Annotated in this window: 26 protein-coding genes; 8 read left to right on the top strand and 18 right to left on the bottom strand. The window is 66.0% G+C overall.

The genetic code is table 11. The features are described from left to right. Positions 1 to 33 precede the first annotated feature (33 nt). The 8 genes from flgH to AC0WR5_RS00095 are packed head-to-tail and all read right to left on the bottom strand — an operon-like array spanning position 34 to position 4072. Positions 34 to 765, bottom strand: a complete 732-nt coding sequence (gene flgH / locus AC0WR5_RS00130) for a flagellar basal body L-ring protein FlgH (protein ID WP_475865877.1) — start codon at positions 763 to 765, stop codon at positions 34 to 36. Beyond that, positions 765 to 1187, bottom strand: a complete 423-nt coding sequence (gene flgA / locus AC0WR5_RS00125; RefSeq protein WP_475865875.1) for a flagellar basal body P-ring formation chaperone FlgA — start codon at positions 1185 to 1187, stop codon at positions 765 to 767. Before flgA ends, flgH begins: the two co-directional genes overlap by 1 nt. Further along, positions 1187 to 1972 (bottom strand): flagellar basal-body rod protein FlgG, encoded by a 786-nt coding sequence (flgG, locus tag AC0WR5_RS00120; protein WP_475865873.1) that lies wholly within the window; start codon positions 1970 to 1972, stop codon positions 1187 to 1189. Before flgG ends, flgA begins: the two co-directional genes overlap by 1 nt. Positions 1973 to 1983: 11 nt before the next feature. Further along, positions 1984 to 2697 carry a flagellar hook-basal body complex protein gene (locus AC0WR5_RS00115; protein ID WP_475865872.1) on the bottom strand — a complete coding sequence of 238 codons (714 nt, stop codon included), beginning with the start codon at positions 2695 to 2697 and terminating at the stop codon, positions 1984 to 1986. A gap of 3 nt (positions 2698 to 2700) precedes the next feature. Beyond that, entirely contained in the window at positions 2701 to 2967 is a 267-nt protein-coding gene (gene fliQ, locus AC0WR5_RS00110; RefSeq protein ID WP_475865870.1) for a flagellar biosynthesis protein FliQ, read from the bottom strand. Positions 2968 to 2974: 7 nt separating this feature from the next. Next, complete coding sequence (fliE, locus tag AC0WR5_RS00105; RefSeq protein ID WP_475865869.1) at positions 2975 to 3268, bottom strand: flagellar hook-basal body complex protein FliE; 294 nt, start codon at positions 3266 to 3268, stop codon at positions 2975 to 2977. A gap of 21 nt (positions 3269 to 3289) precedes the next feature. Next, positions 3290 to 3670 (bottom strand): flagellar basal body rod protein FlgC, encoded by a 381-nt coding sequence (gene flgC / locus AC0WR5_RS00100; RefSeq protein WP_475865868.1) that lies wholly within the window; start codon positions 3668 to 3670, stop codon positions 3290 to 3292. 12 nt (positions 3671 to 3682) lie between these two features. Continuing rightward, complete coding sequence (locus AC0WR5_RS00095) at positions 3683 to 4072, bottom strand: FlgB family protein (protein WP_475865867.1); 390 nt, start codon at positions 4070 to 4072, stop codon at positions 3683 to 3685. Positions 4073 to 4156: 84 nt separating this feature from the next. Between AC0WR5_RS00095 and AC0WR5_RS00090 the strand changes: the two genes are divergently transcribed. Continuing rightward, the gene (locus tag AC0WR5_RS00090; RefSeq protein WP_475865866.1) at positions 4157 to 5590 is read left to right on the top strand and encodes a FliI/YscN family ATPase; all 1434 of its coding nucleotides are present in this window, start codon (positions 4157 to 4159) and stop codon (positions 5588 to 5590) included. A 285-nt stretch (positions 5591 to 5875) separates the two neighbouring features. On the opposite strand, the gene AC0WR5_RS00085 is transcribed toward AC0WR5_RS00090, so the two are convergent. From AC0WR5_RS00085 to AC0WR5_RS00060, 6 genes are all read right to left on the bottom strand, one after another. After that, positions 5876 to 6694, bottom strand: coding sequence for a DUF1217 domain-containing protein (locus tag AC0WR5_RS00085; RefSeq protein ID WP_475865864.1), 819 nt, complete (start codon positions 6692 to 6694; stop codon positions 5876 to 5878). Continuing rightward, the gene (gene flbT, locus AC0WR5_RS00080; RefSeq protein WP_475865862.1) at positions 6691 to 7095 is read right to left on the bottom strand and encodes a flagellar biosynthesis repressor FlbT; all 405 of its coding nucleotides are present in this window, start codon (positions 7093 to 7095) and stop codon (positions 6691 to 6693) included. The genes AC0WR5_RS00085 and flbT overlap by 4 nt, the downstream gene beginning before the upstream one ends. After that, entirely contained in the window at positions 7092 to 7472 is a 381-nt protein-coding gene (gene flaF / locus AC0WR5_RS00075; RefSeq protein ID WP_475865860.1) for a flagellar biosynthesis regulator FlaF, read from the bottom strand. The genes flbT and flaF overlap by 4 nt, the downstream gene beginning before the upstream one ends. Before the next feature lie 85 nt (positions 7473 to 7557). Further along, positions 7558 to 8832 carry a flagellin N-terminal helical domain-containing protein gene (locus AC0WR5_RS00070; RefSeq protein WP_475865858.1) on the bottom strand — a complete coding sequence of 425 codons (1275 nt, stop codon included), beginning with the start codon at positions 8830 to 8832 and terminating at the stop codon, positions 7558 to 7560. A gap of 213 nt (positions 8833 to 9045) precedes the next feature. Further along, positions 9046 to 9405: a flagellar biosynthesis protein FlgN gene (locus tag AC0WR5_RS00065; RefSeq protein ID WP_475865857.1), complete on the bottom strand. Its 360-nt coding sequence runs from the start codon at positions 9403 to 9405 to the stop codon at positions 9046 to 9048. Then, complete coding sequence (locus tag AC0WR5_RS00060; protein ID WP_475865855.1) at positions 9371 to 9670, bottom strand: rod-binding protein; 300 nt, start codon at positions 9668 to 9670, stop codon at positions 9371 to 9373. The genes AC0WR5_RS00065 and AC0WR5_RS00060 overlap by 35 nt, the downstream gene beginning before the upstream one ends. Before the next feature lie 117 nt (positions 9671 to 9787). Between AC0WR5_RS00060 and AC0WR5_RS00055 the strand changes: the two genes are divergently transcribed. The 3 genes from AC0WR5_RS00055 (at position 9788) to AC0WR5_RS00045 (ending at position 13352) form a co-directional block, all read left to right on the top strand. Beyond that, a complete protein-coding gene (locus AC0WR5_RS00055; RefSeq protein ID WP_475865853.1) occupies positions 9788 to 11656 on the top strand; it encodes a flagellar hook-length control protein FliK in 1869 nt (622 codons plus the stop codon). Between the two features lie 15 nt (positions 11657 to 11671). Further along, the gene (locus AC0WR5_RS00050; protein WP_475865851.1) at positions 11672 to 12340 is read left to right on the top strand and encodes a flagellar hook capping FlgD N-terminal domain-containing protein; all 669 of its coding nucleotides are present in this window, start codon (positions 11672 to 11674) and stop codon (positions 12338 to 12340) included. A gap of 127 nt (positions 12341 to 12467) precedes the next feature. After that, positions 12468 to 13352 (top strand): phosphotransferase, encoded by an 885-nt coding sequence (locus AC0WR5_RS00045; protein ID WP_475865849.1) that lies wholly within the window; start codon positions 12468 to 12470, stop codon positions 13350 to 13352. 9 nt (positions 13353 to 13361) lie between these two features. Here AC0WR5_RS00045 and ubiB read toward each other — a convergent pair whose 3' ends face one another. Both ubiB and ubiE read right to left on the bottom strand, forming a co-directional pair. Next, positions 13362 to 14891: a 2-polyprenylphenol 6-hydroxylase gene (gene ubiB / locus AC0WR5_RS00040; RefSeq protein WP_475865848.1), complete on the bottom strand. Its 1530-nt coding sequence runs from the start codon at positions 14889 to 14891 to the stop codon at positions 13362 to 13364. Between the two features lie 3 nt (positions 14892 to 14894). Further along, a complete protein-coding gene (gene ubiE / locus AC0WR5_RS00035; RefSeq protein WP_475865846.1) occupies positions 14895 to 15638 on the bottom strand; it encodes a bifunctional demethylmenaquinone methyltransferase/2-methoxy-6-polyprenyl-1,4-benzoquinol methylase UbiE in 744 nt (247 codons plus the stop codon). A gap of 195 nt (positions 15639 to 15833) precedes the next feature. Here ubiE and mutM point away from each other — a divergent pair, with 195 nt between their 5' ends. Together mutM and AC0WR5_RS00025 are read left to right on the top strand one after the other, a co-directional pair. After that, positions 15834 to 16685 carry a bifunctional DNA-formamidopyrimidine glycosylase/DNA-(apurinic or apyrimidinic site) lyase gene (gene mutM / locus AC0WR5_RS00030; RefSeq protein ID WP_475865844.1) on the top strand — a complete coding sequence of 284 codons (852 nt, stop codon included), beginning with the start codon at positions 15834 to 15836 and terminating at the stop codon, positions 16683 to 16685. Between the two features lie 66 nt (positions 16686 to 16751). Further along, positions 16752 to 17528 carry an enoyl-CoA hydratase gene (locus AC0WR5_RS00025; RefSeq protein ID WP_475865843.1) on the top strand — a complete coding sequence of 259 codons (777 nt, stop codon included), beginning with the start codon at positions 16752 to 16754 and terminating at the stop codon, positions 17526 to 17528. Between the two features lie 56 nt (positions 17529 to 17584). On the opposite strand, the gene AC0WR5_RS00020 is transcribed toward AC0WR5_RS00025, so the two are convergent. Then, the gene (locus AC0WR5_RS00020) at positions 17585 to 18736 is read right to left on the bottom strand and encodes an NAD(P)/FAD-dependent oxidoreductase (RefSeq protein ID WP_475865841.1); all 1152 of its coding nucleotides are present in this window, start codon (positions 18734 to 18736) and stop codon (positions 17585 to 17587) included. Positions 18737 to 18867: 131 nt separating this feature from the next. Continuing rightward, entirely contained in the window at positions 18868 to 19866 is a 999-nt protein-coding gene (locus AC0WR5_RS00015; RefSeq protein ID WP_475865839.1) for a zinc-dependent alcohol dehydrogenase family protein, read from the bottom strand. Between the two features lie 326 nt (positions 19867 to 20192). On the opposite strand from AC0WR5_RS00015, the gene rpsT reads away from it, so the two are divergent. Together rpsT and dnaA are read left to right on the top strand one after the other, a co-directional pair. Continuing rightward, positions 20193 to 20456 (top strand): 30S ribosomal protein S20, encoded by a 264-nt coding sequence (gene rpsT, locus AC0WR5_RS00010; protein ID WP_475869088.1) that lies wholly within the window; start codon positions 20193 to 20195, stop codon positions 20454 to 20456. 517 nt (positions 20457 to 20973) lie between these two features. Then, the gene (gene dnaA / locus AC0WR5_RS00005; RefSeq protein WP_475865837.1) at positions 20974 to 22404 is read left to right on the top strand and encodes a chromosomal replication initiator protein DnaA; all 1431 of its coding nucleotides are present in this window, start codon (positions 20974 to 20976) and stop codon (positions 22402 to 22404) included. Positions 22405 to 22501 lie beyond the last annotated feature (97 nt).

Raw genomic sequence — 22501 nt, 5'->3', positions numbered from 1 at the left:
CGAGACACCTCGGGCAGGTTCATCGGAAACGGATCAGAAGGGCAGAACGTAATCGACGATCTGCTGGCCGATCCGCGGCTGTTGCACATCGGTGATCTGGCCACGGCCGCCATAGGACACGCGGGCCTGGGCGATCTTGTCATAGGTGATCTCGTTCTGGCGCGAGATGTCCTCGGGCCGGACGAAGCCGCTGACCAGCAATTCGCGCAGCTCGAAGTTCACCCGCACCTCCTGGTTGCCGGAAATCGAAAGTACGCCGTTGGGCAGGACCTGCACCACGGTGGCAGCGACGCGCAGGGTCAGCTTCTCGTTGCGGCTGACAGAGCCGTCGCCACTGGAACTGGAGTTGGAATCAAGGCCGACGGCAGCATTCATCGAGGCCCCGACCGGCAGCTGCTCGTCCAGCATCTGCGGGATCCCGAGCAGGTTCGGCACCGACATGCTCTCCGAGCCGGAGCGCGACCGCGAGGTGGAATTCGAAATCTCGGCGCTGTCGTCGATCTCGATCACCACGGTCAGGATATCGCCCTGCTGCATCGCGCGCCGGTCGCCCAGCAGCGACGAACGTCCGGCCGCCCAGAGCGAGGCTTCCTGCGCGCGGGAGCGGAAGGGCGCGGTGCTGGCCGGCAGGCCCGGCGACATCATGGCGGTGTATTCGCGGGTGTTCGTCTCGGGCGAGAAATCGGGCGCCTTGCCGATGTGGTCGCCGCATCCGGCCAGGAAGAGGGCGGCACCGGCGGCGATAAAATGGGAAAAACGGGTCATCACTGAACTTTCACTGTTCCATCGGGCTGGATGGTTCCGGTCACGGTTTGCCGCGACGACATGTTCATCACGCGGATGGCTTCGCCCACGCCGCCCCGGCCCAGCGCGCGGGCCTCGGTGACGATGACGAGCCCGCCGCGATCATAGATCAGGCTGACAATGCCATTGCGTTCGACCAGCGCCGGCGGGCCGAGGTCGCCGGGCCGCACGGGCCGCCCGGCATAGAGCGCGGTGCGCGTTTCCTGCCCGATCAACCCCTCCATCGAGGAATAGGCGCCGGGCACATCGATATCCTGCAGGGCCAGGTCTTCGGGGCCGACCACGCTCTGGGCGCGCAGGGTGCGCGCGGCGATGACGGTATCGGCCAGAACCGAGGGCGCCGGAACCAGCAGGGCGAGGACGAGAAACGCGCAGATCCTCATCAGCGCACCTGGGCCGTCGCGGCCAGCATCTGATCGGCGGCAGTGATCACCTTGGCATTGAGCTCATAGCCGCGCTGGGCCTCGATCAACTCGGTGATTTCACGCACGGGATCGACGGAACTGTCCTCGAGATAGCCCTGGCGCAGGGTACCGAGGCCATCGAGGCCCGGCGTGGTCACGTTGACCGGCCCGGAGGCCTCGGTCTCGACGAAGAGGTTCGAGCCGATCGCCTCCAGCCCCTTGGGGTTGGTAAAGCCGGCGATATTGATCTGGCCCAGCAGCTGCGCCTCGGTCTGGGTGGCGAAATAGGCATAGATCTCGCCATCGGCATTGATAGAGATCGAGCGGGCATCGTCGGGAATGGTGATCTCGGGCGAGACGGGATAGCCGTCGGAAGTGACGATCAGCCCGTCGCCGGTGCGCTTCAGGGCACCGTCCCTGGTATAGGCCGTCTGGCCGGAGGGCAGCGTCACCTCGAGATAGCCCCGCCCCTCGATCGCCACGTCGAGGTCGCCGCCGGTCTGGCTGAGCGACCCCTGGGCCAGCTGCATCGTCACCGCTGCCGGCCGCACGCCGAGGCCGAGCTGGATGCCGGTGGGCAGGATCGTTCCGTCGGAGGCATTGATGGTGCCCGCACGGCTCATCTGCTGATAGTGCAGATCGGCGAATTCGGCCCTCCGGGTGTTGTAGCCGGTGGTGGCCATGTTCGCGAGGTTGTTCGAGATCGTCTCGACCCGCATCTGCTGGGCAGCCATGCCGGTGGCCGCGATCTTCAGGGCTCTCATTCTGGAAAATCCTATCTCATCAGTGTTTTGACAGTGTCGGTGATGCGGCCATCCTCGCGCTCGAGGAAGGATTGCCCGAGTTCATAGGCGCGCTGGACGGAAATCATCCGGGCGATCTCGCTGATCGGGTCGACGTTGGAGGATTCCAGGAACCCCTGGACGATCCTCGGCTCCTCCACCGGGTCGAAGCCGGCCTCGGCGCTGAACATCGTGTTGCCGACGCGCTGAAGGCCCAGCGGATCGATCGGCATGACCAGGCCGAGCTGGCCCACCGGCACGCCACCGGCCGAGATCGTGCCGTCGGCCGCGACGCCGATCGCGCTGGCATCCGGCGGAATGAAGATCGGGGCGCCGCCCGCATCGAGCACCGGATAGCCCTGCAGCGTCACCAGGTCGCCCGCCGGCGAGGTCGCGAAGCTGCCCGCACGGGTCAGCCGCGGGCCGTCGGGCGCCTGCACAAGGAAGAAGCCGTCACCCTCGATGGCGAAATCGAGCGAGCTGCCGGTCTGGGTCAGGGCCCCCTGCATGAAAGAGGTGTTGCGCACGTTCGCCGTGGCCATTGACAGCGACGGCCCCTCGCGGGTCGAGGCGATGAACTCAGAGAAGATCAGCCCCTCCTGCCGGTAGCCGGTGGTGGCCATGTTCGCCATGTTGTTCGCGATCACGCTCATCTCGCGCATCAGGCCCGATTGCCGGGTCAGCGTCGTATAGCCCGCGTTGTCCAAGGGTCAGCCTCCGATGATGAGGGGGATGAGCTGGTCCTGGAAGAAGGAGACCAGCGTCTGGGTCATGAAGCCCATCGACAACCAGAAGACGACGACGATCGCGATCAGCTTGGGTACGAAGGTCAGCGTCATTTCCTGCACCGATGTCAGCGCCTGGAAGAGGCCGATCACCACGCCCACGATCAGCGCCACGGCGAGGATCGGGGTAGAGGTGATGACCGCCACCCAGAGGCCCTGGCGCAGCGTGTCGAATATCTGGGCTTCGGTCATGTCCGGGTCAGACCGGCATCCGCAGAATTTCCTGGTAGGCCTCGACGACCTTGTCACGCACGGCGACAGCGGCCTCGACGGCCAGCTCGGTCTGGGCCAGTGCCTGGACCAGGGCGTGGGAATCGGCTTCGCCGATCATGGCCGCTTTTGCGGTTTCCTCGCCTTGGCGGAAGGTCTGGCCAAAGTCCTGTGCCAGCTCTCCGAGGGCCTTGCCCAGGCCATCTCCGGTACCGGGAACAGGTTCCGTCGCCGGACGGGCCGCCGCGTAGTTCCGCGCGGCGTTCAGTGCACGAATGTCCATTCTGGACCTCCTTTGAGTGCGTTATCTGCGCAATAGGTCGAGCAGGCTGGCCGACATCTGCCGGGCCTGGTCGAACATCTTCAGGTTGGCCTCGTAGCTGCGCTGCGCCTCGCGGGCGTCGGCGATCTCGACCACGAGGTCGACGTTGGATCCGTCGTAATTGCCGGTGGCGTCGGCCAGCGGGCTGGACGGATCGTAGATCCGGCTCAGATCGCTCTGGTCGAGCTGCACGCGGCCGGTCTTCACCCCCCCCTCCTCGGCCTGGGCCTCGAAGGGCACAGTCTTGCGGCGATAGCCGGGCGTGTCGGCATTGGCGATATTCTCGGACGTGTGCTGCAGCCGCTGCGCCTGGGCGCGCAGGCCACTGGCCGAGACATTCATGGAATGCAGGAAATCCGTCATGGCGATCCCTCCTTACCGGCGGCCGATGGAGGTGCGCATCAGGCCGAGCGCGCTCTTGTAGATGGCGAGCGCCTGGCTGTGCTGCTTCTGAACCTCGACCGACTTGAACACCTGATCCTCCAGCGAAACCGAGTTGCCGTTGGGCGACATCCACGGATTGCGGTCCTCGGTCGCCTCGTAGCTCGCGGAGCCCTCCGCGGCATTCAGGTGACTGGCGCGGGTGGCCCTCAGACCAAAGGTTGGGGCGGAAGTGTTGATGGTTTCTGAAAAGGGACGAATGTCGCGCGCCCGGTACTTGGGCGTATCCGCATTCGCCATGTTCTCGGCGATCACGCCCTGCCGCACGCCCGCGTGGCGGGCCATGGCATCAGCCATGCGGAAGACTTGCAGATTCTCGAACACCGGGGCTTCTCCCTCGCTGGTTTCAATCAAGGCTTAACTCTGATTCCTTTAGAAATGGTTGGCATCAGATGAAGGAGCCGACCGATGACACAGAACGTGCTGCAAGGGGTCAGGGCAGAGATCGACGCGCTTTCCGCCGTCCGTCACGTGGGACGGATCGAGGCGGTGGAAGCCGAAGTGCTGAAGGTCACCGGGCTGGGCCGGCATGCCCGGCTGGGTGACGTGCTGCGCATCACGCGGCACGACGGTTCCGTCCTGCATGGCGAGGTGATCAAGCTCGACCGCGAAGCCCTGACCGTGCTGCCCGATGCCCCGCCCGAAGGGATCTCCCTCGGGGATCGCGTGGTGCTGCGTGGCGCCCTGCGCATCGCACCGGACGCCTCCTGGATCGGGCGCGTGATCGACCCGCATGGCCAGCCGCTTGATGGCAGGCCGATCCTGCCGGGTCTGCACGCCGTGCCGCTGCGAGCCGACCCGCCGCCGCCCGCCGAACGCCGTGGCCTCGGCACCCGGCTGGAAACCGGAATGGCAGTGCTGAACACCATGCTGCCGATCGTGGAGGGCCAGCGAATCGGGCTCTTCGCGGGTTCCGGCGTGGGCAAATCCAGCCTGATGGCGCACCTGGCCCGCAACATGGACGCCGACGTCGCCGTGATCGCCCTGGTGGGGGAACGCGGGCGCGAACTTCGGGAATTCATCGACAAGGTCCTCGGTCCGGAGGGGATGGCGCGGGCCGTCGTCGTGGCGGCAACCTCAGACCGGTCCGCCCTCGTGCGTCGCCGCTGCGCCTGGACGGCCATGACCGTGGCAGAGCATTTCCGCAGCCAGGGCAAGCATGTGCTTTTCCTGGCAGATTCGATCACGCGCTTCGCAGAAGCCCATCGCGAGGTGGCCGTGGCCGCCGGCGAATTGCCGGCCCTGCGCGGGTACCCCCCATCGACCGCGCATCAGATCATGCAGCTTTGCGAACGCGCAGGGCCCGGGGCGGGCGATGCCGGCACGATCACCGCGGTGCTCTCCGTTCTGGTCGCCGGCTCAGACATGGAGGAGCCCGTGGCCGACATCCTGCGCGGCGTGCTCGACGGGCACATCGTCATGGATCGCCAGATCGCGGAACGCGGGCGGTATCCGGCCATCGACCTGCTTCGCTCGGTATCGCGCAGCCTGCCCGATGCCGCCACACCGGAAGAGAACCAAGCCATTGCAGAGGCCCGCCATCTGCTCAGTGCCTATTCGCGGTCCGAACTGATGATCCAGGCAGGACTTTATGTGCAGGGCAGTGACGCCACCCTAGATCAGGCAATCCGCGCCTGGCCCGACCTGGAAAGTTTCCTTGCCGAGAAGGAGGATCAGGATACCGAAGCCTCGTTCAACCGGCTGCGCCTTATCCTGCGCCGCTCTGCCAGCGGCCCCGGACGCACCCCTGCCGGCAAGCGCCCGCAGGTCCCGAGCGGCAAGGAGCGGGGAGAGCGCCTGCGAAAAGGCGGCACGGCACTGACCGTTCCCGTCGTCAGATGAAGAAAGGGGGCATTGCCCCCTTCCCATCTTTACTTTTCAGTCCGCAGAGGGGTTTCCCGCCAAGAGGCACGAACCCAGCCGTGTCATGTAATGAACTGTCCTGTCACTCGCCGAACGACACGATCCGGAGGACCACTGCAACCGCAGAATCAGGATAGAAAGTCGCTGCACCATAGTCGTGCCAAGGCTTGCCACGAAAAGTCATCGATGTGGCCCCCTCGCTCACCAGTTGGCATGCTTGATGGGCTGAGACCTGTGCAAAGCGGCGTCGGACGGGTTCGGGCTTCAATAGCTCCGCATGCTTCGGCCAAAGCTGATGGCGCTGGCCAGAAGCGTCTGGGCAATCGAACCGGAGGAGGCCGCCTTGATATCGTTCAACTGGCTGCCAACAAGATATTTCTGGACAACCTTCTTGCGGATTTCATCGCTGGCGATCTCTGTTGGGTCGTCAGATCCCAGAATCGAGTCGGAGCGATCCTTGAAGATCTCAAGCTGTTGATCAATATCCAACTGACCAAAGCTGCTGGGTAGGTTGAGCGCCGTTTCAAAGACTTCGCGCAAGGGCGGATTGCCCATGATCTTGAACCATTTCGTGTCGGTCGAGCTCGTATCTGTCAGGAAATCCTGCAGCGAGCGATCCGCGTTCATGGCCAGGCGCATGGTCTCGTCCTGCTCCCCTACCGCCAGCTCGAATTCCTGGCGGCGGAATTTCTCGGTGATCGTCGCGCCAAATGTCGAGATCTTCGTGCTGGGCGTGCCACGGTCAAAACCGAAGGCATTTGCGAGGTCCTTGTATCGCTCGTCCGAGAGCTTGTTGGCGAGAGAGTCCGATTCCAGGGTCCCCTCTTCCAGCACCTTCCGGATGAAATAGCTGTTATTGATATCATCCTGCAGCCCGAATGCGCCCAGGGCCACGCGCAGAAGTCTCCGATCCTTCACCAATTCCTCTGCCGTCGTGATCTTGCCGATATTCTCTTCGAAATAGGCAGTGTCGCGGGTGATCAAAGGCGACTTGTCAAAGCTGGCTTTCTGGTTGTCATAGGTGCGCTCCAGAAAGATCCAGCCGGCAAGGTCACTGCTCGGTATGATCGGCGAGAATGTCATGACAATCTGGCGTTCAATAGGCGGTCTTCGCGCGGCAGAAGTCCCCGCAGCGCCTTCAGGCATTGATAGAACTGGTTGCCGATGACAGCTTCGGTGGCCGTGGCCAGCAAGGCCCTGCTGTCCGGATCCGTCAGGATCTGGCTCAATTCCTCGATACGGCGCAGCAACTGAAGGCGCGTCTCGTCCGGGTCGGCATCACCGGTCAGCACCAGCTGCGCCGCATAGCAGACCCGGCGCACAGGCGTGTTCGCCTCTTCCGGATGAATTGCATCGCGCAGGCGCAGGATGTTTACGTTGGGCGTCACGATGGACAGACGAGAGCGTCGGTCACCGTTTTCGATGACAGCCCCGTTGATCAACACACGCTCCTTCGGGGAGAGTTTCAGAACAAGACCACTCATTTGGTGGGCCCCCCATTGCGCAATCCGCGCATGATGGCCGAATTCACCTCGATCAGGGGGCGCACTCCGGCCTTTCCGGCCAGCACCTTCCGGCTGTGCGCCTGGGTAAATTCAGCAAGGTAGAAGATCTGGGCACGCAGCTCCGAAGGAAGCTCGTTCCCGTCCCCAGCGACATCGGAGGCAAGAAGGATCCAAAGGCGCTGATTTTCGTATATGGCGCGTGCCAGCTCCGGAAAATGCATCATGCGATCTTTCCGGGCGGCCGTGATCAGGCGATGCGTGATGCGCGCGAAGACTTCGTATTCGGTTCCGCGAGGTGTGCGGATGGGGGCCGAGGCCTGCCCGTAGGCGCGCAATGCTTGGGAATGAGCGGTCACGTGGAATCCTTCCAGTCTGCCGTGAGATCATTATTGGAACCTCATCAGGGGCGCGCTTTGCGCGCCCCTGACTGTCACGCTTCCATTAGCGGAAGAGCGAGAGCAGCGTTTGCGGAGCCTGGTTGGCGATCGACATGGCCTGGACTGCCAGCTGCTGCTGGACCTGCAGGGCCTGCAGACGGGCCGAGGCTTCTTCCATGTTGGCGTCGACGAGCGTCCCGATGCCGGACTTCAGCGAGTCGGTCAGCGAGTCGATGAAGTTCGCCTGGGTCTCGATGCGGCCCTGGACCGAACCGAAGGACGCAGCCGCGTCAATCGAAGTCTGGATCAGGCTTTCGACCTCGGTCAGCGCGCTGGCGGCACCGTCGTCGGTCGTCACGTCGATGTCGGTCACGGAAGCGAGACCACCACCGATCGTGTTGCCAGCGGCGGCATAGCCGGTGCCGGAGATCGAGAAGTTGTCACCCGTCACCGAGGAACCGGTGAAGGTGATGGTGCCGGCGGAGTTCGTTGCCGCGACCGTGCTGACGTCATCGCCGAAGTTCTCGGTCGCCCAGCTGTTGAAGGCTGCAACGAGGCCATTGGCCACGTCCGTAACGGTGTCACCGTCACGGGCGACGTAGGAGATGGCGTTGACGTCCGCAGTGGAGATACTGGCGAAGTTGCCCGCACCTGCGCTGACGGCAATCGAGTAGCCGAAGCCGGCTTCGACGGCGTCGACAACCAGGGTGGTCGTCGGCGGGGTAGCGGCGCCGGTCAGGGCTGTCACCGTGGCGTTGGCTGCACCGGACAGGTTGTCCGAAGCGGTTGCCAGCGCCGTACCGGTAATGGCCGATGCACCGGTACCAAGGTCCTGCTTGGTGACGCTGATCGAGCTGACACCCACGCCGGAGGCCGAACGGTCGAGCGAGGACAGGATGTTGGTGGAACCGGACCCTGCAGTGGTATCGGTGTTCGACAGCAGGTTCAGGCCGTTGAACTGGGCAGCGCCCACGACGGCACCGATCTGGTCACGCAATGCGTCGATGTCCGCCTGGATCTTGTCACGGTCGACGTTCTCTTCCTGAGCGGCGACGATCTTGCCCTTCATCTGGGTCAGGAGGTCGGTCACGCTTTCGGAAGCGGCACGGGCGACGGCAACGGTCGATTCGCCCAGTGCGAGGCTTTCAGAGATGCCCTTGAAACCCTTCACGTCGGATTCCATCACTTTCGAGATGGCCCAGACGGCGGAGTTGTCCTTGGCGGTGGCGACCTTTTTACCGGTCGAGATCAGGCCCTGGGTTTCGGTCATCGAAGCGTTGACGGATTTCAGGGTTTGCAGCGCGACCATTGCGCTGTTGTTCGTCAGAATACTGGACATGCATTGTTCCTTTGGTCGAAGGGCGCTTTACGCCCGTTAAACATTCCGCCCTGTGAGACGGATCGAATGTCGTTCTGACGGATGCAGGAGATCGGGTTTTCCCAATTCTGCGCCACCCTTTCAGGATGCAGAGGGGAGAATGCGCTCCAGTTGCTAATGGATCCCTAAATGCCGGGCTGTGAATGCCCGGCATTTAACGCAAATGCAGAGCGCTCAGGCTCGTTTTTCCAACTTGTTGTCATGACTTTGCCGCAAAGACGATTTGCGCCCCTGGTCGTCGTAGGTTTCCAGGGACTTGCGAATCTTGCGCAGGGCAGAGAAGCGGTTGGCCACGGTGCGAATGCCGCGCAGCGCCCCGTCAAGAAGCGCCTGGTTGCGCATCACCTTGCCACGCAGCGGTTGCAGGAATTCGGCCTCCAGGCCGTCGAGCTGGCTCAGGGCGCTGATCAGCGCCTCTTTCTGTTCCAGCAGTTCGGGCAGCGCGTCAAGCTTGCCCTGAATCAGCAGTTCACGTTCCTTTTCGAGCAACAGGTCGAGTTCATCGATCAGGCTCTGATGCGGGTCTTGAGACATTCTGTTTCTCCAGAAGTGAGTTATAGAGCATTTCCGCCAGGCCGATTCCCCCTGCTTCCACCATCGCGCCGGCCTGTTCCTGTCGCAGGAAGGAAGCAAACTGGTCCTCTCCCGCACCGCCACCGAATCCTTCCGGCGTTTCCCCGAGTCCCGCGGCCTTCAGCATTTCCGAAAGGAAATTCGCCTCCAGCTCCTTCGCCACAGCCCAGAGGCGCTCCTGTTTCACGGGAGTAGCTGGCAGGGCATTGGTCACGGGATCGGTCATCGTCAGATCATCCAATTTGAAGCAGTTTCAGGAAAATGCAGGACGACCGGTAAAGATGCGGTAACCGGGATCCGACCATAGTGCCTCAAACGCGGAAGAATTCCCGGAGTGCACGATATGAACATATCCCAGCTGCCCCTGTCCGGCCTGTCCGGCGGCTCGCCCGGCCCCTCGCGGGGCGACGGGCAGGGCACCAAGGCCGATGGCGCCCAGGCGTTCGGCAAGGTCTTTTCCGATGGCGCCTCCCCCCCCTCTGCACCGCGCGCCCAGCCCATGCGCCCCGGTAAGGCCGAGACTGTCGGGGAAACGGAGCCAGCAGCGGAAAAAACTGCAGAAGCAACTGAAACCGAAGAAGAAACATCCACTCTTCCTGCCGAGGACTGGGCAGGGGACGACACGCTCGACGCCGATCCCGCGGAAGACACGGCCAGCGCGGACGACGTGGCGGAGGGCGACACGCCCGACGCCGCGCAGGCAGAGCCGCCCCGCCGCCCGCGGCCCGTGCATGGCGCCTCGGTTCAGGCGCTGGCCTTTGCGGCCCAGGCCACCCCCGCGGTCCCCGCAGCCCAGCGCGAATCGGCCGTGCCCGGCACGGAGCAAAGTGCCCCCGCCGCGGCCGTGGCCAAGGCCTCCGGCGGCATCCAGACGGCACGCGCAGAGGGCACCGCAACGGCGGACCTCACAGGCCGCGGGCCGCAACAGGACGGCGCGACCAACGCGCCGGTCGCGCCACCGTCCCGCCGCGAAGGCCATCCCCAGGCCACCGCAGTCGCCCACGGCCTCCCCTCCGCGTCCGAGACCGCCCGGGCCCTCCCGACACGCGATGCGGGACTATCGGCGACGGACACGCCTCAGCGCTCCACCGGACAAACGGGTGTCATGCAAACGGCTGAGAAGGCCGCCGCCACCAGCGAGCCCCCACGTGCGGCAGCCCCTGCCACTCCCCCCCTGGCTGGCGATGCTTCGGCCCGGGTCGCCGGGCGCATGCCCCAGGCCGAGGCGGCGCAACCGCCCCGCACCATGCCCGCCATGACCTCCACGGACAGCGCCGCGGCCGCGGCCGCCCCCCATGCGCCACAGCGCCGGCCGGAGAGCGCCCCCCGCGAGCTCCGCGCCGAGAGCGCGCCCCAAAAAACCGGCCCGGCCGTGCCAGAGGCCGGAGTCCGCACCGGAGGCCCGGGCGACACCCGCAGTCAGCCCACGCCCCTGCGCCCGGTCAGAGAGGCCGATGCGCCGACCGCCGCACAACGTCCGGCCCCCGATGCCCCACGCCGCATGGCCGAGCGCCGGGAAATCCCGATCAAGCAGAGTGACGGCACCGCGCAGGCCGCACCTGCCGCGAGCCGCAGCATGATCGCCGCACCGGCGCCGGCCGTAATCCAGACGCTCGCACAGCCGATGGCACAGGCGCTTGTACAGGCCCCCCGCCCGGCGGTCGACGGCCCGCTTCGCACTCCCGAAGATCTCTCCATGCCGGAGGCCGAGAGCCTGCCAGAGGGGGCAGAGCCCAGCTTTCACCTCCCGGAGCAGCGCCCGGCAACGCTCGGCCGCCCGGAGCTCGCCCGCCATGTCGCGGCCCAGGTGGCCCAGGCGCTGCCGCGGCCCGCGGGCGGGGCCGTCGAGCTGCGTCTCGACCCCGAGGAACTCGGCCGCCTGCACCTTCAGATCAGCACCGACGACACCAGCGTGACCCTGCACGTCACCACCGAGCGGGCCGATACCTCGGACCTGATGCGGCGGCATATCTCGGCACTGGAAGAGAGCTACCGCGCGCTGGGCTACGAGAAGATCCAGATCTCGATCAACGGGCAGCAGGCCGGCTCGGCGCGGCACGGCTTCGGCCAGCAGGGCGGCTCGGCCGGTGACACCTCGGGCGGCCCTTCCGGCGGCAGCGCCCCGATCGCCGAAGGTGCCGCGCCCCCGCCCCGGCCCGCCTCCACGCCTCTCGCCATCGCCGGCACCGAGCGTGTCGACATCCGCCTCTGACAGACAGGTTATTCAATGGACGCAGTTACTTCCGCCACTTCCACCGCCGCGGCCAGCAGTGCGAGCAGCACCGACAAGGCCACCACCGCCACCGCGATCAGCTCGGATTTCGAGACCTTCCTGAAGATGCTCTCGACCCAGCTGCAGAACCAGGATCCGCTGAACCCGGTCGATTCCGCCGATTACGCGGTGCAGCTCGCGACCTTCTCCTCGGTCGAACAGCAGGTGCTGACCAATGACCTGCTGCAGAGCCTGATGAGCCAGATGGTGACCTCGGGCATGTCCGACCTGGCCAACTGGGTGGGGATGGAGGCGCGCTCGCTTGCGCCCGCCGCCTATCAGGGGCAGCCGATCTCGGTCTCGCCGGATCCGCTTGCCGCCGCCGATCAGACGTTCCTCGTGGTCCGAAACGAAGCCGGGTCGGAGATCTATCGTGGCGAGATCCCGGTTTCGGCCGATGTCATCGAATGGGACGGTCATGATTCCGCTGGGCGCGAGGCGACCTACGGCAATTACACCTTCGAACTGGAGAACTACCTCGGCGACGACCTGCTCGCCGTGGACCAGGTCGAATCCTATTCCCGCGTGGTCGAGGCCCGGGTGCTGAACGGCGAGACGCTGCTGGTCACACCCTCCGGCAGCCTTGTGCCGAGCAGCTCGGTTTCCGGCCTGCGGCAGCCCTGACGACGGCGCTCTCCCGGCGCCTTTTCGGAAGGAGTGACCGGGGAAATTGACAGACGAAATTGACTGGGGGGGATGCTTGTCGGGGGGCTCCGCTGGTTGTAGGCAGGTGGAAAACGGACAGGGTTCCATGGAAATCACCGCCTTGCATGCCGAACGTCACGGGCCCGAGTTTCTGGCGCCCGATCTCGTGGCGCATGGCATCGTACAGGATCCCGGCGCCTGGCAGCGGTTGGCCGGCGGGCGCAGCAACATCGGCTGGCGGGTACCGGCCAGTGGCGGCGCCTGCGTGGTCAAGCTCTTCCGCCCGGATCGCGCCTGCCCGGTCTTTCCCAATGATGCCAGCGCCGAGGCCGCCATGCTGGCACATCTCGAGGGCCAAGGTATCGCCCCCCCCCTGCTTCATGTCTGGCAGAGCGCCCTGGGCCCGGCACTGGCCTATCGCCACCTTCCCGGCAGCACCTGGCAGACCGATCCGGCGCCGGTGGCGCGGCTGCTGCGGCAGCTGCATGCCCTGCCCGCGCCCGAGGGCCTGCGCCCGGGGCCGGACGGCTCCGAAGCACTGAAAAGGGAAACCCAGTTGCAGGGCGGCGCCGGGGCCGAGGCTCTGCTGTCGCTTCTGCCCGAGGCAGAGGTGCCGCCCCTCGACCGGCCGCAGCTGATCCATGCCGACCCGGTACCCGGCAATATCGTGATGACGCTGCAGGGGCCGCGACTGATAGACTGGCAATGCCCGGCGGCAGGCGATCCGGCGCTCGATCTCGCGACCTTCCTCTCGCCCGCCATGGCGCTGATCTATCGCGGCAGCCTGCTGACCCGGGAAGAGGCCGCCACCTTCCTCGCCACCTACGGCGATGCAGCGGTGATCGCGCGCTACCACGCGCTGCGCCCCTTCTTTCATGCCCGGATGACGGCCTATTGCCTCAGCCGCGCGGCAGAGGGCTCGCCCCTCGATGCCCGCGCGGCCGAAGCCGAGATGCTCGCCCTGCTGGACAGCCTGCGCGACGCAGGCTGATCCCCCGCCTCAGAAGGCGCCCAGCAGCGCCGAGAGTACGATGCCTGCCGCCAGTCCGCCAAGGCCCCAGCCGAGCCGCGCCGGCCAGCGCGAGGGCTGCTCTTCCGGCGCCTCGTCGACCTGGGCGCGCAGGGCGCTTTCCATCAGCCGCGGCAGCCGCGGGCCAAAGCGCGCCATGACCTGCGCCGTGCGGCCCAGGTCGCGCGCCAGGGCCCGGGGCCCGATGTTCTTCGAGATGTAATCCTGCACCACCGGCTGGGCGACTTCCCAGATGTTGATGTTCGGGTTCAGCCCGCGGGCCACCCCCTCGACCACCACCATGGTGCGCTGCAGCAGGATCAGTTCGGTGCGGGTCTGCATTCCGAAACGTTCCGTGACTTCAAAGAGGTAGGCCAGAAGCCGCCCCATGGAGATCTTGGTGGCATCCATGCCGAAGATCGGCTCGCCCATGGCGCGGATGGCGCGGGCGAACTCCTCGACGTCGCGGTCGGCGGGCACGTAGCCCGCTTCGAAATGCACCTCGGCCACGCGGTGGTAATCGCGCTTGATGAACCCATAGAGGATCTCTGCGTAGACCCGGCGGGTATATTCATCCAGCGTGCCCATGATCCCGAAATCATAGGCGATGATGTCACCGTTGGGGGCGACCTTCAGGTTGCCCTGGTGCATGTCGCCATGGAAGAACCCGTCGCGCAGCGCATGGTTCAGGAACAGCCTCAGCACCCGCTCGCCCAGTTCGGCACGGTTGATGCCCGCGGCGTCCAGCGCATCGTTGTCGCCCAGGGAAATCCCCTCGGCCCAGTCCATGGTCATCACCCGGCGGCTGGAATGGCCCCAGTCGATGGCGGGCAGCACGAAGCCCTCGTCGTCCTTGGTCGTGGCGGCGAATTCCGAGGCGCTCGCGGCCTCGAGGCGCAGGTCCAGCTCGGAGCGCACGACGCCGTCGAAATGCTTGATCACCTCTGAGGGGCGCAGCCGCCGCGAGGCGGGCGAGAGCATCTCGATCAGCGAGGCGGCGAGATAGAAGGCATCAACGTCCTTGCGAAAGGCCTTCTCGATTCCCGGGCGCAGGATCTTGACCGCCACGTCCTTGCCGCCGTCGCGCATCCGGGCGCGGTGCACCTGGGCGATCGAGGCGGCGGCGACGGGCTCGGAGAACTCGGAGTAGATCTCTTCGGACGGCACGCCGAGCTCGGCGGCGACGGCGGCGCGCGCCTCGCTCACCGGAAAGGGCGGCAGCTTGTCCTGCAGCACCCGCAGCTGCTGGGCCAGCTCGGGGCCCACCACGTCGGGGCGGGTCGAGAGGATCTGGCCGAACTTGATATAGGCCGGGCCCAGCGCCGTCAGGGCACGGGTGACCGGCGGCATCGAGGGATCACCCTTGAGCCCCAGCCACTGGAACGGCCAGCCGATGATCCGCGCGGCCAGCCGCAGCTGCGGCGGCGCCTCGTAGGCGTCCAGCAGCACCGACATGGCACCCGAGCGTTCGAAGGTGGCACCGGTTCGCACCAGGCGCCAGATGTTATGGGGTCCGCGCATGCGTCAGATCTTCCAGCCGGAATGCAGGGCGGCGATGCCCAGGGTCAGGTTGCGGTATTTCGCATTGCCGAACCCGGCGTTGCGCACCATCTGCAGGAAGGTCTCCTGATCCGGGAACTTGCGAATGGATTCAACGAGGTACTGATAGCTGTCGCGGTCGTTGGCGATGACCTGTCCCATCACCGGGATGCAGTTGAAGCTGTAGCGGTCATAGGCCCATTGCAGCGCCGGCGTGGGGATCTGGCTGAATTCCAGCACCATCAGCCGGCCGCCGGGTTTCAGCACCCGATAGGCCTCGTGCAGGGCGTCCTGCGGGCGGGTGACGTTCCGGATGCCGAAGGAGATCGTGTAGACGTCGAAGGTATTGTCGGGGAAGGGCAGTTTCATCGCGTCGCCAGTGACCCAGTCGAGGCTCTCGGCCATGCTGGCCGCCTCGGCGCGCTTGCGCCCGGCAACCAGCATCGGCTCCGTCAGGTCGAGCACGGTGGCATGGCCATGGCCGGCACGCTTGAGGAACTTGAAGGAGATGTCGCCGGTGCCGCCGGCCACGTCGAGCAGCTTCTGCCCCGGGCGCGGCGCCAGCCAGTCCATCATCGCATCCTTCCAGATCCGGTGGATGCCCAGCGACATGGCGTCGTTCATGATGTCGTACTTCGAGGCGACCGAGTTGAAGACGCCCTGAACCCGGCCCGCCTTTTCACTCTCGGGGATGTCTGTAAATCCGAAATGGGTGGTCTTTTCGTTCATGGCTCTTGCGCTTCTCCGACGTGTGCCCTTCCTTATAGGGCGCTGAACTCTCGCTGCAATGCGTGGCGGGTACAAGTGCCCGTGTTGGAAGGTTGCCGCGGCGGCGGGGGCTCTGCCCCGGCTCCCGTACGGGGAGCCTCCCCCGGGATATCTGGAACAAGAAAATGGGGGCCGGGCCCTCCTGCGGAGAAGATCATGCCGGAATTGCCAGAGGTCGAGACGGTGCGGGCGGGGCTTGCGCCGGCGATGGAGGGCGCGGTGATCGCCCGCGCCGAGGTGAACCGCCCCGACCTGCGCTGGCCCTTCCCCGAGCGCATGGCCGAGCGGCTGACCGGCCAGCGGGTGCTGCGCCTGCGGCGGCGGTCGAAGTACATCCTCGCCGATCTCTCGGGCGGCGAGACGCTGCTGATCCACCTCGGGATGAGCGGGCGGATGACCGTCTCCGGCGATCCTCTCGGGCAGTTCGTGCATGATCACCCGGCGGCGCAGAAACACGACCACGTAGTCTTTCACATGGAGAACGGCGCCCGCATCACCTTCAACGACCCGCGACGTTTCGGCGCGATGGACCTGATGCCCACGGAAGGGGCAGCGGGGCACAAGCTGCTCGCCGGTCTCGGGCCCGAGCCGCTGGGCAATGCCTTCTCGGGCGACTACCTGGCGGCAATGCTGAAACCGCGACGCTCGCCGATCAAGGCGGGGCTGCTGGACCAGCACGTGGTGGCCGGCCTGGGCAACATCTACGTCTGCGAGGCGCTCTTCCGCGCAGGCCTCTCGCCGGCCCGCAGATGTGACAAGATTGCGACACAGCGTCTCGCCGACCTGGCTCCGATCATCCGCCAGGTGCTGACCGAAGCGATCGCCGCGGGGGGCTCCTCGCTGCGTGATTACCGGCAGGCGGACGGCGAATTGGGCTATTTCCAGCACTCTTTCGACGTTTACGGAAGGGAAGGAGAGCCCTGCCGCACCGAGGGGTGCGGACATGCGATTCGACGCATCGTCCAGTCGGGCCGGTCGAGCTTCTACTGCCCGCAATGTCAAAGATAGCTTGATCAGTGGGGGCAAACTGTTAGGGAATCGGTCCCACATCTGAACCAAAGGGACACAGACCCCATGGCCTATGAGACGATCATCGTCGAAATAGAAGATCACATCGCACTGGTAAAACTGAATCGTCCGGATGCGATGAACGCGCTGAACGACGTCCTGCTGACCGAACTGGCAGAGGCTCTCACCGCCGCTCAGAAGAATCCCCAGGTCCGCTGCATCGTCATCACCGGGAGCGAGAAGTTCTTCGCCGCCGGTGCCGACATCAAGATGATGGCCGAGAAAAGCTTCGTCGACGTCTTCGCCGGCGACCTCTTCACCGCCGAGGTCGGCGCCATCCTGCGGGTGCGCAAACCGATCATCGCCGCGGTCTCCGGCTATGCCCTCGGCGGCGGCTGCGAGCTGGCCATGATGTGCGATTTCATCATCGCCGCAGACAACGCCAAGTTCGGCCAGCCCGAGATCAACCTCGGTGTCATCGCCGGCCTCGGCGGCACCCAGCGCCTGACCCGCTTCGTCGGCAAGTCCAAGGCGATGGACATGAACCTGACCGGCCGCTTCATGGATGCCGAGGAGGCCGAACGCTCCGGCCTCGTCAGCCGCGTCGTGCCCTGCAAGAAGCTTCTCGAAGAGGCGATGGGCGCCGCCAACAAGATCTCGGAAAAGAGCATGATCTCCGTGATGGCGGTAAAGGAGGCGGTAAACCGCTCCTACGAGACGCCCCTGACCGAGGGCCTGCTCTTCGAACGGCGCATGTTCAATGCCATGTTCGCCTCCGAGGACCAGTCCGAAGGCATGACCGCCTTCCTGGAAAAGCGTGAAGCGCAGTTCCGCGACAAGTAACGCCTGCCACGGCAGCCTATCGGGAGAGGGCGCCTTTCGGGGCGCCCTCTCGCGTTTCAGCCCCCCGCGACCCGGCCCATCTGCTCGGCCAGTCGCTCCGGTGCAAACATATCCGCCGTCACCCCCTCGCCGCGCATCTGCGGATCGGGCGGCGTGCCGGTGATCATCGCCACGGCCAGCGCGGCCAGCGCCGGCGAGGTCTGGATGCCCATGCCGCCCTGCCCCGCCAGCCAGAAGAATCCCCCCACCAGCGGATCGAACCCCACCACCGGCAGCCGGTCGCGCACATAGGATCGCAGCCCGGCCCAGGGCGCATCGGGATTGTCGAGCTGCAGCTGGAACGCCGTGTGCAGCCGGTCGATGCACAGCGTGATGTCGAGCGGATCGGGGCGCGCATCCCCCGGCAGAACCGGCGTTTCGTCCGCCGGCGAGGCGATCAGCCGCGCGCCCTCGGGCTTGATGTAGAAGCGTTCGTCCACGTCGACCACCATCGGCAGGCTGCGCGGATCGGTGCCCGCCGGCGCCGGCAGGTAGACGCCGCTGCGCCGCAGGGCCATCAGGCCGATCGGCTGCGCCCCGGCCATCACCCCGATCTGCCCGGCCCAGGCCCCGGCGGCATTCACCACCAGGGGCGCCACGAAGGCACCCGCCTCGGTCTCGATCCGCCACAGTGCCCCGGTCCGGCGCAGCTCCGTCACCTCGGCGCCGGTCACGATCCGGCCGCCTCGGGCGTTCAGCCGGCGATGATAGAGTTGCTGCAGGCGCAGCACGTTGATGTCGCGGGCCTTGTCCTCCAGCAGCCCGCCCGCCGCATAGCCCGGCCGCAGCAGCGGCACCCGCAGCATCAGTTCCTCCGGCTCGAGCCAGCGCGCGATGCCCAGGCGTTCCAGTTTCTCGCGGCCCTTCCCGAGCAGCTCCTGCTGATCCTCGCGCCCGATGATCACCATGCCCCGCGGGCTCAGCAGCGGCGCACCCTCGATCTCCTCGTGAGCGGCCTCGAAGAAGGGTTCCGACAGGCGGGTCAGCGCCTTCATCGGCATGGCGCCATAGCTGGTCATCATGATGGGTGCGGCGCGGCCGGTGGCGTGATAGCCGGGGCGCACTTCGCGCTCCAGCACGGCCACCCGCGCATGCTCCGACAGCCCGGCGGCCACCGAGGCGCCAACGACGCCGGCGCCGATCACGACGATGTCAAAAGCTTCCGCCATGTTTTCCCCCACGGCCTTCTCCTCTCTCGCGGCGCGGCAGACCCCTCATTTCCGCATCCACGTCTTTGCGCACACCCTACCGCCCGGCTTCCCTTCCGTAAACATGCCAGTCGGGTCGATTTCCGGACAGCTCAGGCGCCCGGAATGTCCCGGGCCACCTCTCCGCCCGGTTCGCCCCCGGCGCGCGGAAAAATAAGCAGCGGCTTGGCGGTTCCGGGGCGCGCGGCCAGCCGCAGCGCCTGCCGCCATCCGGCCAGCGGCACCGCCATCGCCGGCGCCGGCCCGGGAAAGGTCCGAAGCAGCGGCCAGACCCGCGCCATGGCCGCCTGCCAGGCCTCAGGCGTCATCTCCGACAGGCTGTCGCGCAGGTGAAAGCGGCCAAATCGGGCCCGCGGCGGGGCTGACGGGCGCACCGGCTGGCCGGTCAGCAGCCCGTAGCCCACGAAATCGGCCCCCTCCTTCAGCCCGTCCAGCAGGCCGGAGGCCACCGGCCCGCCCAGCGCGTCAAAGACGATATCGGCCCGCGCCGCCAGGGAGGCCAGCGCCGGGCCATCGTCCTGCGACACCGGGCTGAGGCCCAGCGCGCGCAGCCCCGGCACCCGGCTTTGCGAACGATAGAGGGCAACCACCTCGCGGGCGCCACGCTGCAGCGCCAGCCTGCCCAGGTAGCCGGCACAGGCCGACCCCGCGCCGCTCAGCACCACCACCCGTCCGGCCACCGGCCAGAGGTCCAGCAGCCGCAGGGCGGCCAGCGGGTTGATATAGGCCCGCGCCGCCAGGCTGTCGGGGATGTCTCCGGGCACAGGCACGGCCAGCGCCGGGTCGCAGTCGACCAGGCTCTGCCAGGTGCCCGGCCCGCGCAGCGGCAGCACCCGCCGACCGATCAGCGCCGCCTGCTCCGCCGGCGCCTCGATCACCTCGCCCAGGCCCTCATATCCCGCCACCGCCGGCAGGCGGATCCGGTGCGCATAGGCGCCGGTCACGGGAATCAGGTCGGAGGGATTGACCGGTGCCGCGCGCATCGCCACGCGAATCCGTCCCGCGGCCAGCGGCTGCGGCGGCTGCGCTTCCAGCCGCAGCACCTGTTCCGGCGCGCCGAATGTCCTGTAGACGAGGGCCAGTCCGGGCATGTCGCCTCTTTTTGCACTCATTTCACCGGTGCTGATCGGCCCCGGAGCTCCCCTGGTCAAGCGCACGCCCGCCTCCGCAGACCCGAACGTGGCGTTTTCGCAGGCTTCATTGCACTGATGCCGCGCTTTCTCCTTGCCCGCGGGGTCAACCTGTGGCATCCGGGCGCCACAACCGGGGCTTGCCAGCAGGCCCCTGCCGCAAGTTTTACCCAGGCACGCGGTCGCCGTGGGAAAGAATCCCCCGGAGGCTGTTGACTCGAATGCGAGTCGGCCCTAAAGACGCGGCTTCAGAATGCACCGAACCCAAAACATGGGACGATACGAACATGGCTAATTCGCCTCAGTCGAAGAAACGCGCCCGTCAGGCAGAACGCCGCCTTGACGTGAACAAAGCGCGCCGCTCGCGTATCCGCACCTTCCTTCGCAAGGTGGAAGAGGCGATCGCGTCGGGTGACAAATCCGCTGCCCAGGCAGCCCTGCAAACGGCTCAACCCGAGCTGATGCGTGGCGTCACCAAAGGCGTTTACCACAAGAACACTGCTGCCCGGAAAATGTCGCGCCTCTCGTCGCGCGTCAAAGCCATCGGCTAATCTCCGGACAAGTGATTGAGACAAAAGGCGCAGCTTCGGCGGCGCCTTTTTTCGTGCCCTGAGGGCGGCCGAAACCGGCCTGCAACAGCGGCGCGATTCCTTTTTGCAAAGGTCTGAGTCAAGCGCGTTGTGCTGTTGTAAGCGGCGCCTGAACGTTGCTAGCTTTGATCCTGCGAGTCACTTCGCCTTGGGGGGGACATCGCGATTCCATCAGGAGTCGCAGGCCGACAGGTGCACGAACGCTGCTGTTCCGTGCAATAATAGCCGTCGGCAATGTCCATGCACAGACAGCGGGTCCTGTGCCTTTCGGCAGCGCCTTTTTCAGGCATGCCACCGAAAGGGCTGGAATCCTTTTGTCATCTGAATGTTGGTCACGAGACCAGCAGCCGTTTCGTCTAGGCAACGGAACGGATCGGTATTTTTGTGCGCCCCCGAACGTCGTGAAATGTCCCCGGGCCTCGGGGCGCGCACCAGAGGCATACGTATATTCGGCAGATCAGGGGCGATAGAAAAGAAGATGGCGGCACATAATTGGGGCGAGCTGAAAGACAACCTGCGCAAGACGGTCGGCGAACATAACTTCACCAACTGGATCGCGCCTCTCGAGCTGGAATCGCTGAAGGACGGCGTGGCCACCCTTGCGGCGCCCACCTCCTATGCCGGCAGCTACGTGCAGCGGAATTTCGGCGACCTGATCCTGGGCGAACTGTCCAGCTTCGAGGACAATGTCCGGCGAATCGAGTTCCGCGTCGCCCGCAAGCCGGTGCAGACCGGCGCCGCGCCCCGCATGCAGGCCGACAACACCAATGCCGCCGCCTATGCCGCGTCTGCCGATGCCGCCCACCCCGCGCCTGCCGCCTTCGACAGCCCGCGCAGCGAGGATGCCCGCTCCATGCAGGAACGCATGCTGCAGCCCGCGCCGCTCGATCCCAGCTACACCTTCGACAGCTTCGTCGTCGGCAAGCCGAACGAACTGGCCCATGCCGCCGCGCGTCGCGTCGCCTCGGGTGGCGAGGTCGAGTTCAACCCGCTGTTCCTCTACGGTGGCGTCGGCCTCGGCAAGACCCACCTGATGCACGCCATCGCCTGGGAGCTGAAGGCCGCCAACCCGCATCTGAACGTCGTCTACCTCTCGGCGGAGCAGTTCATGTACCGCTTCGTGCAGGCCCTGCGCGACCGCAAGATGATGGACTTCAAGTCGCTCTTCCGGAACGTTGACGTGCTGATGGTCGATGACGTCCAGTTCATCGCGGGCAAGGATTCCACCCAGGAGGAATTCTTCCATACCTTCAACGCGCTGGTCGAACACAACAAGCAGATCGTCCTCTCCGGCGACTGTGCCCCGAACGAGATCAAGAACCTGCCCGCGCGCCTCAGCTCGCGGCTCTCCTCCGGTCTCGTCGTCGACCTGCACCCCACCGACTACGAGCTGCGCCTCGGCATCCTGCAGTCCAAGGTCGACCAGTTCCGCGTCAAGCACCCCGAGCTCGTCGTCTCCGACGGCGTGCTGGAGTTCCTGGCGCACCGCATCTCCACCAACGTCCGCGTGCTCGAAGGCGCGCTGACCCGGCTCTTCGCCTTTGCCTCGCTGGTGGGCCGCGAGATCACCATGGAGCTGACCCAGGACTGTCTCTCGGATGTGCTGCGCTCCTCCGACCGCAAGCTGACGATCGAGGAGATCCAGCGCCGCGTCGCCGAGCATTACAACATCCGCCTCTCCGACATGATCGGACCCAAGCGCGTGCGCTCCTTTGCCCGCCCGCGTCAGATCGCCATGTATCTCTGCAAGAAGCTCACCTCGCGGAGCCTGCCCGAGATCGGCCGCCGCTTCGGCGGGCGCGACCACACCACCGTCATGCACGGGGTCAAGCGCATCGAGGAGCTGATGGCCCAGGACAGCCAGATCGCCGACGACCTGGAAATGCTGCGGCGTTCGCTCGAAGCCTGAGCCGGCCCCTTGCCACCACCCTTTTCCATTGCCTTTTTCGGCCCGGCCCGCGCCCCTGCGGCCGGGCCTTTTTTCTTGCCCGCAAGGGCGGGCGTGC

Source organism: Pseudooceanicola sp. DL12, from assembly GCF_056270665.1.
Note: the sequence above shows the minus strand (reverse complement) of the source record. Positions and strands in the feature narration are given on the sequence as shown.

Excerpts from the sequence above, each read along its gene's own strand:
- flgH (WP_475865877.1), bottom strand. The coding sequence starts at position 765 with ATGACCCGTTTTTCCCATTTTATCGCCGCCGGTGCCGCCCTCTTCCTG.
- flgA (WP_475865875.1), bottom strand. The coding sequence starts at position 1,187 with ATGAGGATCTGCGCGTTTCTCGTCCTCGCCCTGCTGGTTCCGGCGCCC.
- flgG (WP_475865873.1), bottom strand. The coding sequence starts at position 1,972 with ATGAGAGCCCTGAAGATCGCGGCCACCGGCATGGCTGCCCAGCAGATG.
- fliQ (WP_475865870.1), bottom strand. The coding sequence starts at position 2,967 with ATGACCGAAGCCCAGATATTCGACACGCTGCGCCAGGGCCTCTGGGTG.
- fliE (WP_475865869.1), bottom strand. The coding sequence starts at position 3,268 with ATGGACATTCGTGCACTGAACGCCGCGCGGAACTACGCGGCGGCCCGT.
- flgC (WP_475865868.1), bottom strand. The coding sequence starts at position 3,670 with ATGACGGATTTCCTGCATTCCATGAATGTCTCGGCCAGTGGCCTGCGC.
- AC0WR5_RS00090 (WP_475865866.1), top strand. The coding sequence starts at position 4,157 with ATGACACAGAACGTGCTGCAAGGGGTCAGGGCAGAGATCGACGCGCTT.
- AC0WR5_RS00085 (WP_475865864.1), bottom strand. The coding sequence starts at position 6,694 with ATGACATTCTCGCCGATCATACCGAGCAGTGACCTTGCCGGCTGGATC.
- flbT (WP_475865862.1), bottom strand. The coding sequence starts at position 7,095 with ATGAGTGGTCTTGTTCTGAAACTCTCCCCGAAGGAGCGTGTGTTGATC.
- AC0WR5_RS00070 (WP_475865858.1), bottom strand. The coding sequence starts at position 8,832 with ATGTCCAGTATTCTGACGAACAACAGCGCAATGGTCGCGCTGCAAACC.
- AC0WR5_RS00065 (WP_475865857.1), bottom strand. The coding sequence starts at position 9,405 with ATGTCTCAAGACCCGCATCAGAGCCTGATCGATGAACTCGACCTGTTG.
- AC0WR5_RS00060 (WP_475865855.1), bottom strand. The coding sequence starts at position 9,670 with ATGACCGATCCCGTGACCAATGCCCTGCCAGCTACTCCCGTGAAACAG.
- AC0WR5_RS00055 (WP_475865853.1), top strand. The coding sequence starts at position 9,788 with ATGAACATATCCCAGCTGCCCCTGTCCGGCCTGTCCGGCGGCTCGCCC.
- AC0WR5_RS00050 (WP_475865851.1), top strand. The coding sequence starts at position 11,672 with ATGGACGCAGTTACTTCCGCCACTTCCACCGCCGCGGCCAGCAGTGCG.
- AC0WR5_RS00045 (WP_475865849.1), top strand. The coding sequence starts at position 12,468 with ATGGAAATCACCGCCTTGCATGCCGAACGTCACGGGCCCGAGTTTCTG.
- ubiB (WP_475865848.1), bottom strand. The coding sequence starts at position 14,891 with ATGCGCGGACCCCATAACATCTGGCGCCTGGTGCGAACCGGTGCCACC.
- ubiE (WP_475865846.1), bottom strand. The coding sequence starts at position 15,638 with ATGAACGAAAAGACCACCCATTTCGGATTTACAGACATCCCCGAGAGT.
- mutM (WP_475865844.1), top strand. The coding sequence starts at position 15,834 with ATGCCGGAATTGCCAGAGGTCGAGACGGTGCGGGCGGGGCTTGCGCCG.
- AC0WR5_RS00025 (WP_475865843.1), top strand. The coding sequence starts at position 16,752 with ATGGCCTATGAGACGATCATCGTCGAAATAGAAGATCACATCGCACTG.
- AC0WR5_RS00020 (WP_475865841.1), bottom strand. The coding sequence starts at position 18,736 with ATGGCGGAAGCTTTTGACATCGTCGTGATCGGCGCCGGCGTCGTTGGC.
- AC0WR5_RS00015 (WP_475865839.1), bottom strand. The coding sequence starts at position 19,866 with ATGCCCGGACTGGCCCTCGTCTACAGGACATTCGGCGCGCCGGAACAG.
- rpsT (WP_475869088.1), top strand. The coding sequence starts at position 20,193 with ATGGCTAATTCGCCTCAGTCGAAGAAACGCGCCCGTCAGGCAGAACGC.
- dnaA (WP_475865837.1), top strand. The coding sequence starts at position 20,974 with ATGGCGGCACATAATTGGGGCGAGCTGAAAGACAACCTGCGCAAGACG.